We start from the raw sequence: 7,440 nt of genomic DNA, 5'->3' as shown, positions 1-7,440 counted from the left end.
CTGGTCCGGCGTCAGCAGCGGACCGGTGCGGTCGTTGTCGATGCCGATCACGCCGATCGGGCCGCGCCCGGTGCGCATCGGCAGGAATAGCCGTTTCGCACCCGGCAACGTATCCGAACCACGGCCGGCGGGACGGTCGTTGCTCCAGGCCCAGTTGGCGGCGGCAAGATCGGCCTGGTCGAGATCATCTTCGGGCGGGTAGCCGGATTTTACCGTGAGCAAGCCGTCTTCCGGCAGCAGCAGCACCACGCGGACCTTCAGCATCAACGCGATCTGGTAGGCCGTCGCCCACAGCACGTCGTCGAGCGTCGCGGTGCCCGCGAGCTTGCGGCTGAAAGCGTAGAGCTGCTCGGACATCCTGATCCGGCCAATGGCGGCGTCGGCCTGCGTGCGCACGCGCGCCGCGACGTTGGAGACCAGGACAGCGATCAGCATGAAGAAGAAGAACGCCGCAACGTTGGTCGGATCTGTGATGGTGAAATTGTAGACCGGCGGAAGGAAGAAGAAATTGTAAGCAAGCGAGGCTGCAATGCTGGCAAGCAATGACGGCCATAGTCCATACCGCACCGCGACCGCAACCACCGCAGTCAACAGCACGAGATCGACATTCTCGATGCCGAACCGCGGCTGGAGCAGCACGGCGGCGCCGAGGCCGATCAGGACGATGCCCAGCGCCTTCACGTAGGGCAGCGGATTGAACGACTCGGATCGCGCCGCGGTCTGTACCGCCGTCTTGGGCGCATCCTCGGCCGGCAGTTCGTCGCCGGGGATGACGTGGACGCTGATATTGCCGGCACTGCGCACAAGGTCATGCACGACCGAGCCACGCGTCATCTCGAACCAGCGCGAGCGGGTCGACTTGCCGATCACGATCTGGGTGACGTTGTTGCCTTGCGCGAAATTGACGACGTCATCGGCGATGCGGCGACCAACCGCGGGAATGGTCAGCGCCTCGCCGCCGAGCGATTCCGCAAGGCGCAGCGTATCGGCCAATCGATCGCGCTGCTCTTCCGACAATTGCAGGGATCGCCGCGTCTCGATCGAGATCGCGGTGAACGGCGCATGCAGTCGGTCCGCCAGCCGCTTGGTGTAGCGCACGAGGCCGGCCGCACGCGGATCCTCGCTGACGCAGACGAGGATGCGCTCGCCCGCGGCCCAGGGCCCGGGAATCGCATTCGCCTGCATGTGGTTGAGCAGCTGCTCGTCAACCCGCTCGGCGGTGCGCCGCAAAGCGAGCTCGCGCAAGGCGGTCAGATTTCCCGGCGAGAAATAGTGCTCCAGCGCCCGCTCTGCCTGCTTGGGCACATAGACCTTGCCCTCCTTCAGGCGCTGAATCAGATCGTCGGGCGTGAGGTCGATCAGCTCGATCGCATCGGCGCGGTCGAACACGGAATCGGGCACCGTCTCGCGCACCCGGACATGGGTGATCTGGGCAACGACGTCGTTCAGGCTCTCGATGTGCTGGATGTTGACAGCGGTGTAGACGTCAATGCCGTGGGAGAGCAGCTCCTCCACGTCGAGATAGCGCTTGGGGTGGCGGCTGCCTGCGGCGTTGGTGTGAGCGAGCTCGTCGACCAATGCGATCCTTGGCCGCCGCGCGATCACGGCATCGAGGTCCATCTCCTCGACGACCTGGCCGCGGTAGTCCAGCCTCTTGCGCGGGACCATCTCGAGCCCGCGCACCAATGCCTCGGTCTCCGCGCGGCCATGGGTTTCGACGAAGCCGACCACGACATCGATGCCGGCCTTGCGCTTGGCGTGGGCGCTCTGCAGCATCTCATAGGTCTTGCCGACGCCGGGCGCGGCGCCGACGAAGATCTTCAGCTTGCCGCTGACGCTCTCTTCCCGGCGCGCTGCCTCCAGCAGCGCCTCCGGGGACGGACGTTGTTCGGGATCGCGGCGCTCTCGGACCATCAGGCCAATATAATCATTCGGGCATTCCCGGCCTAGACCGCTACTTCGCCGCCGCCTGATCGAGCGCGCGATTCAGCGCCAGAACGTTAACCCGGGGTTCGCCGAGCAGGCCGAGCGTTGGGCCCTGAACGCTGGCAGCTACAAGCTGCCTCACGGCGTCTTCCGGCAGATTCCGCGCCTTCGCCACCCGTGGCACCTGGAATTGCGCCGCTTCAGGCGAGATATCCGGATCGAGACCGCTGGCCGAGGTCGTCACGAGGTCGACCGGGACCGGTTGGTTCGGATTCTCAGCCTTGAGCTTGTCCACATCCTCCTTCAGCCGGTCGGCCAGGGCCTTGCTGGTCGGACCGAGATTGGAGCCGCCCGAATTGGCGGCGTTGTAGGGTGCCGACACCGTCTTGGTCGAGTCATTGGGGTCCGGCGCAACCGTCGCCGACGGGCGGCCGTGGAAATACTTGTCCTCCCTGAACTCCTGCCCGATCAGGGCCGAGCCGACCACCTTGCCGTCCTTCTCGATCAGGCTGCCTTGTGCCTGCGCGGGAAAGAGCGCGCCGGCGATGGCCGTCATCGCGAGTGGATAGGCCAAGCCCGTGATGGCGGTGAGGACCAGCAAAAGGACGATGGCGGGGCGGATTTCTCTGAGCATGTTGGGTCTCCTGTTTCTGCGTCATTGCGAGGAGCGAAGCGACGAAGAAATCCAGTCTGTCAGCCGAGAAGGCATTTCCGGTGCTTCGCTGCGCTCGCAATGACGGCGTTAGGCCAAGTGCAGGGCGGTCACGACGAGATCGATCGCCTTGATGCCGATGAAGGGAATGACGATGCCGCCGAGGCCGTAGACCAAGAGGTTTCGCCGGAGCAGCGCGCCGGCACCGACGGCGCGGTAGGCGACGCCTTTCAGCGCCAGCGGAATCAGCGCGATGATGACGAGCGCGTTGAAGATGATCGCCGACAGGATGGCGCTCTGCGGGCTCGACAGGTTCATGACGTTGAGCACGCCGAGCTGGGGGTAGAACGCCAGGAACATGGCCGGGATGATCGCGAAATACTTGGCGACGTCGTTGGCGATCGAGAAGGTCGTCAGCGCACCGCGCGTCATCAGCAGCTGCTTCCCGATCTCGACCACCTCGATCAGCTTGGTCGGGTTGGAGTCGAGGTCGACCATGTTGCCGGCCTCGCGGGCGGCCTGAGTGCCGGTGTTCATGGCGACGCCGACATCGGCCTGCGCCAGCGCTGGCGCGTCGTTGGTGCCGTCGCCGCACATCGCAACCAGCTTGCCCTTGGCTTGCTCGTCGCGGATCAGCTTGAGCTTGTCCTCCGGGGTGGCCTGCGCCAGGAAATCGTCGACGCCGGCTTCCGCCGCGATCGCGGCCGCCGTCATCGGATTGTCGCCGGTGATCATGATGGTGCGGATGCCCATGCGGCGCAGCTCGGCGAAGCGCTCACGAATGCCACCCTTGACGATGTCCTTGAGCTGGACGATCCCGAGCAGCTTGCCATCCTTGGCGACCGCGAGCGGCGTGCCGCCGGACTTGGCGATCTCGTCGGCAATGGTCTGGATCTCGCGGCCAATGTCCGAGAGCCCGGTGGGCTGGATGGCGCGGGCCGTGTTGCCGGAAGCAACGACCAGTGGCGCGCCGCCGCCGACATAGTTCAGCATGGCGTCGACCGCCCCCTTGCGCACTGACGAGCCGCCGGCGTCGACGCCGCTCATGCGGGTCTGCGCCGTGAACGGGATGAAGGTGGCCCCGAGCTCAGCCATGTCACGCCCGCGGATGCCGTATTTCTCCTTGGCCAGCACGACGATGGAGCGGCCTTCCGGAGTCTCGTCGGCGAGCGAGGCGAGCTGGGCGGCATCCGCCAACTCCTGCTCGGTGACGCCCCGCACGGGACGGAAGGCTGTCGCCTGCCGGTTGCCGAGCGTGATGGTTCCGGTCTTGTCGAGCAGCAGCGTGTCGACGTCGCCGGCGGCCTCGACGGCGCGGCCGGACATCGCGAGCACGTTGAAGCGCACCAGACGGTCCATGCCCGCGATACCGATGGCGGACAACAACGCGCCGATCGTCGTCGGGATCAGCGTCACGAACAGCGCGACCAGCACGACCACCGAGATCGAGCCCCCGGCATAGGCCGCATAGCTCGGAATGGTGACGGTGGCGAACACGAAGATGATGGTGAGGCCGGCGAGCAGGATGTTGAGCGCGATCTCGTTCGGCGTCTTCTGCCGCTCGGCACCCTCGACCAGCTTGATCATGCGATCGATGAAGGTCGAGCCCTGCGCTGCCGTGATGCGGACGCGGATCCAGTCCGACAGCACCTGCGTGCCGCCGGTCACCGCGGAACGGTCGCCGCCGGATTCGCGAATGACGGGCGCGGACTCGCCGGTGATGGCGGCTTCGTTGACGGAGGCCACGCCCTCGATCACCTCACCGTCCGAGGGGATCGTGTCGCCCGCCTCGACCAGCACGATGTCGCCGACCTTCAGGCTCGTGCCCGGCACGAGCTTGAAGGCCGCGCCGGCCCCGGTCAGGAGCTTGGCCTGGCTCTCGGTGCGCGTCTTGCGCAGCGTCTCGGCTTGCGCCTTGCCACGGCCTTCGGCCACTGCTTCGGCGAAATTGGCAAACAGCACCGTGAACCAGAGCCAGACGATGATCTGGAAGGTGAAGCCGAGGCTGGCGCCACCGGTGACGAGGTCGCGCAGGAAGATCACGGTGGTCAGCGCAGCGACGATCTCGACCACGAACATCACGGGGTTCTTGATCATCAGTCGCGGATCGAGCTTGGTGAAGGAGGCGTGGATCGCAGGCATCACGATCTTCGGATCGAGCATTGCCGACATCGGCGCACGTTTTTGCAGTTTGGTCGTATCCATGGAGGTCACTCCAGACAATCAGAACAGGTTTCCGGCATTCATCGCCAAGTGCTCGACGATTGGACCGAGTGCGAGCGCCGGGAAGAAGGTCAGGCCGCCCATGATCAGGATGACGCCGACGACAAGACCGACGAACAGGCCTCCAGTTGTGGGAAACGTGCCCATGGACGGCGGGATCGATTTCTTCGCCGCGAGCGATCCCGCGATCGCCATCGCCGGGACGATCATGAAGAAGCGGCCGACGAACATCGCGCTGGCCAGCGTGAGGTTGTAGAAGAAGGTATTGCCGGTGAGGCCCGCGAAGGCGGAGCCGTTGTTGCCCGCAGCCGAAGTGAAGGCGTAGAGCACTTCGGTGAAGCCGTGCGGTCCGGCGTTCGCCATGGAGGCGACGGCCGCCGGGTAGACCACGCCGACGGCGGTCCAGCCCAGGATCATCAGCGGCAGCACCAGGATGGCCAGCATTGCCATCTTGACCTCGCGCGCCTCGATCTTCTTGCCGACATATTCCGGCGTGCGGCCGACCATCAGGCCAGCAACGAAGATCGCGAGGATGACGAACAGCAGCATGCCGTACATGCCGGCGCCGACGCCGCCGACGATGATTTCGCCGAGCTCGATGTTGATCAGCGGGATCATGCCGCCGAGCGCGGTGAAGCTGTCATGCATGGCGTTAACGGCGCCGCAGGACGCAGCGGTCGTCACCACAGCGAACAGCGAGGATGCGACGATGCCGAAGCGGACTTCCTTGCCCTCCATGTTGCCGCCGGCCAGGCTCAGCGCCTGCAGCGTCGCGGTTCCGTTCGCTTCGGCCCAATAGGTGATGGCGACGCCGGCGATGAACAGCACGCCCATCACGGACAAGATTGCCCAGCCCTGGCGCTCGTTGCCGACCATGCGGCCGAACACGTTGGTGAGCGCGGCGCCAAGCGCGAAGATCGACAGCATCTGCACGAAGTTCGAAAGCGCGGTGGGGTTTTCAAAAGGATGCGCGGCGTTGGCGTTGAAGAAGCCGCCGCCATTGGTGCCCAGCATCTTGATAGCGACCTGCGAAGCGACCGGGCCGACCGCGATGGTCTGCTTGGCGCCTTCGAGCGTGGTGGCCTCGACATAATCGCCGAGCGTCTGCGGCATGCCCTGCCACACCAGGAACAGCGTGTAGACGATACAGATCGGCAGCAGCACATAGAGCGTGCAGCGCGTGACGTCGACCCAGAAATTGCCAACGGTGCGCATCGAGGCACGCGAAAAGCCGCGGATCAGGGCCATTGCGAGTGCGATGCCGGTTGCGGCCGACAGGAAGTTCTGGTGCGTCAGGCCGACCATCTGGGTCAGATAGGACAGCGTGCTTTCGCCGCCGTAGTTCTGCCAGTTGGTGTTTGTAATGAAGGAAACGGCGGTATTGAAGGAAAGATCTTCCGCAACCGCGCCCTGCCCGGCCGGATTGAACGGCAGCACGGCCTGGAGGCGCATCACGCCGTAAATGACGAGGAAGCCGCCGACATGGAACAGCAGCATGGCGACCGTGTAGGCCAGCCAATGCTGCTCGCGCTTCTCGTCAACGCCGGAAATCCAGTAGATGCCGGCCTCGATCGGTCGCAGCACCGGCGACAGGAATGTGCGCTCGCCGCCAAACACCCGCGTCATGTACCAGCCGAGCGGTTTTGTGAGTGCGACGATGATGACGCAGAACAGAATGATCTGGAGCCAGCCGACCATAGTCATGGAATCAACCCTTCAAGCTTGGTGCCCGGCGCAGCAGCGGCAGCAGCACCGTCAGCAGGCCGGCGACGAGCACGGCGTCCGCCATCAGTAATTCGACGAGCAGCAGCACGGGTCAGAACCGCTCGGGCCGCAGCAGCGCGTAGGTGAGATAGACGAGGAGGCCGAACGAGACGGCGCCGGCGAGCGCATAATCGAAGATCATGGTCGGCGTCCTCACAGCCGTTCGCAGGCGTAGGTGTAGCCGATCGCGAGCGCAAAGAAGCCGAAGCCCAGCGCCAGCATCAGAATGTCCATCATCGGATTGCTCCTCGTTGCGTCCCAAAAGGCCGGCGCAACTTTCTCTCGGTGACCCCGCGTGCTCGCGAAGGACATGAAACGCACGTCCCCGGATGAGCTGGGACTATTGACCGTGCTGAAATGCCAGCGCGGTCATAGGTTTTCGAGATGAGGGCTATGGCGACGTTATAGGAATCTCATAAAGGCCGGGCGGGCGATCTCACCCACCCGCACCTATGAAATCCTTATATCTCTCGCCCGATCTCCATCTCGTTTTCAAATGCCCTTCGCGCCATCCTGGCAATGCCGGCCGACTGACCGACGCCATTTCCAGGAGGCCTGACATGACCGCCATTCTCCGACGCCTCGTCCCGCCCTCGCTCGGCGAGCAGCTTCGCGCGACACCGGCGATGACGCGTCCGCTGATGTTCGAAATCATCGACAAGGCCTGCCGGCGCGTCGCCTCGTTTGGCCAAAGTGAACGCACGACACGCCTGACGCGCCTGATCGACGCTGAAGCCTGGACCGATGCGGCGCTGGCGCTGCTGGAGCTCGAGCTGCCGATGTGGCAGGTCCGCCGGATCGCCTATGACGAGGGCGAATGGCATTGCGCGCTGTCGCGCGAGCGCGAGCTGCCGGACTGGCTGGACGCCGCGGTC

Annotated in this window: 7 protein-coding genes; 1 reads left to right on the top strand and 6 read right to left on the bottom strand. The window is 64.8% G+C overall.

The window, feature by feature from the left end; genetic code table 11:
• From MOV75_RS20730 to MOV75_RS20705, 6 genes are all read right to left on the bottom strand, one after another.
• Window positions 1-1,914: sensor histidine kinase KdpD (locus tag MOV75_RS20730; protein ID WP_247006505.1), on the bottom strand; the 1,914-nt coding region annotated here is incomplete at its 3' end.
• A gap of 40 nt (window positions 1,915-1,954) precedes the next feature.
• The gene (locus MOV75_RS20725; RefSeq protein WP_246920789.1) at window positions 1,955-2,560 is read right to left on the bottom strand and encodes a K(+)-transporting ATPase subunit C; all 606 of its coding nucleotides are present in this window, start codon (window positions 2,558-2,560) and stop codon (window positions 1,955-1,957) included.
• A 108-nt stretch (window positions 2,561-2,668) separates the two neighbouring features.
• Window positions 2,669-4,783, bottom strand: coding sequence for a potassium-transporting ATPase subunit KdpB (gene kdpB, locus MOV75_RS20720; RefSeq protein ID WP_246920791.1), 2,115 nt, complete (start codon window positions 4,781-4,783; stop codon window positions 2,669-2,671).
• 18 nt (window positions 4,784-4,801) lie between these two features.
• Window positions 4,802-6,505, bottom strand: a complete 1,704-nt coding sequence (gene kdpA, locus MOV75_RS20715; protein ID WP_246920793.1) for a potassium-transporting ATPase subunit KdpA — start codon at window positions 6,503-6,505, stop codon at window positions 4,802-4,804.
• 112 nt (window positions 6,506-6,617) lie between these two features.
• The gene (locus MOV75_RS20710; RefSeq protein ID WP_018641117.1) at window positions 6,618-6,707 is read right to left on the bottom strand and encodes a K(+)-transporting ATPase subunit F; all 90 of its coding nucleotides are present in this window, start codon (window positions 6,705-6,707) and stop codon (window positions 6,618-6,620) included.
• Between the two features lie 11 nt (window positions 6,708-6,718).
• Window positions 6,719-6,877 carry a hypothetical protein gene (locus tag MOV75_RS20705; RefSeq protein WP_246920795.1) on the bottom strand — a complete coding sequence of 53 codons (159 nt, stop codon included), beginning with the start codon at window positions 6,875-6,877 and terminating at the stop codon, window positions 6,719-6,721.
• Window positions 6,878-7,125: 248 nt separating this feature from the next.
• On the opposite strand from MOV75_RS20705, the gene MOV75_RS20700 reads away from it, so the two are divergent.
• Window positions 7,126-7,440: hypothetical protein (locus tag MOV75_RS20700; RefSeq protein ID WP_247006504.1), on the top strand; the 315-nt coding region annotated here is incomplete at its 3' end.

This window comes from Bradyrhizobium sp. PRIMUS42, assembly GCF_023006515.1.
Taxonomy (GTDB): Bacteria; Pseudomonadota; Alphaproteobacteria; order Rhizobiales; family Xanthobacteraceae; genus Bradyrhizobium.
The sequence above is the reverse complement of the archived record's forward strand: the minus strand, read 5'-3'. Positions and strand labels throughout refer to the sequence as shown.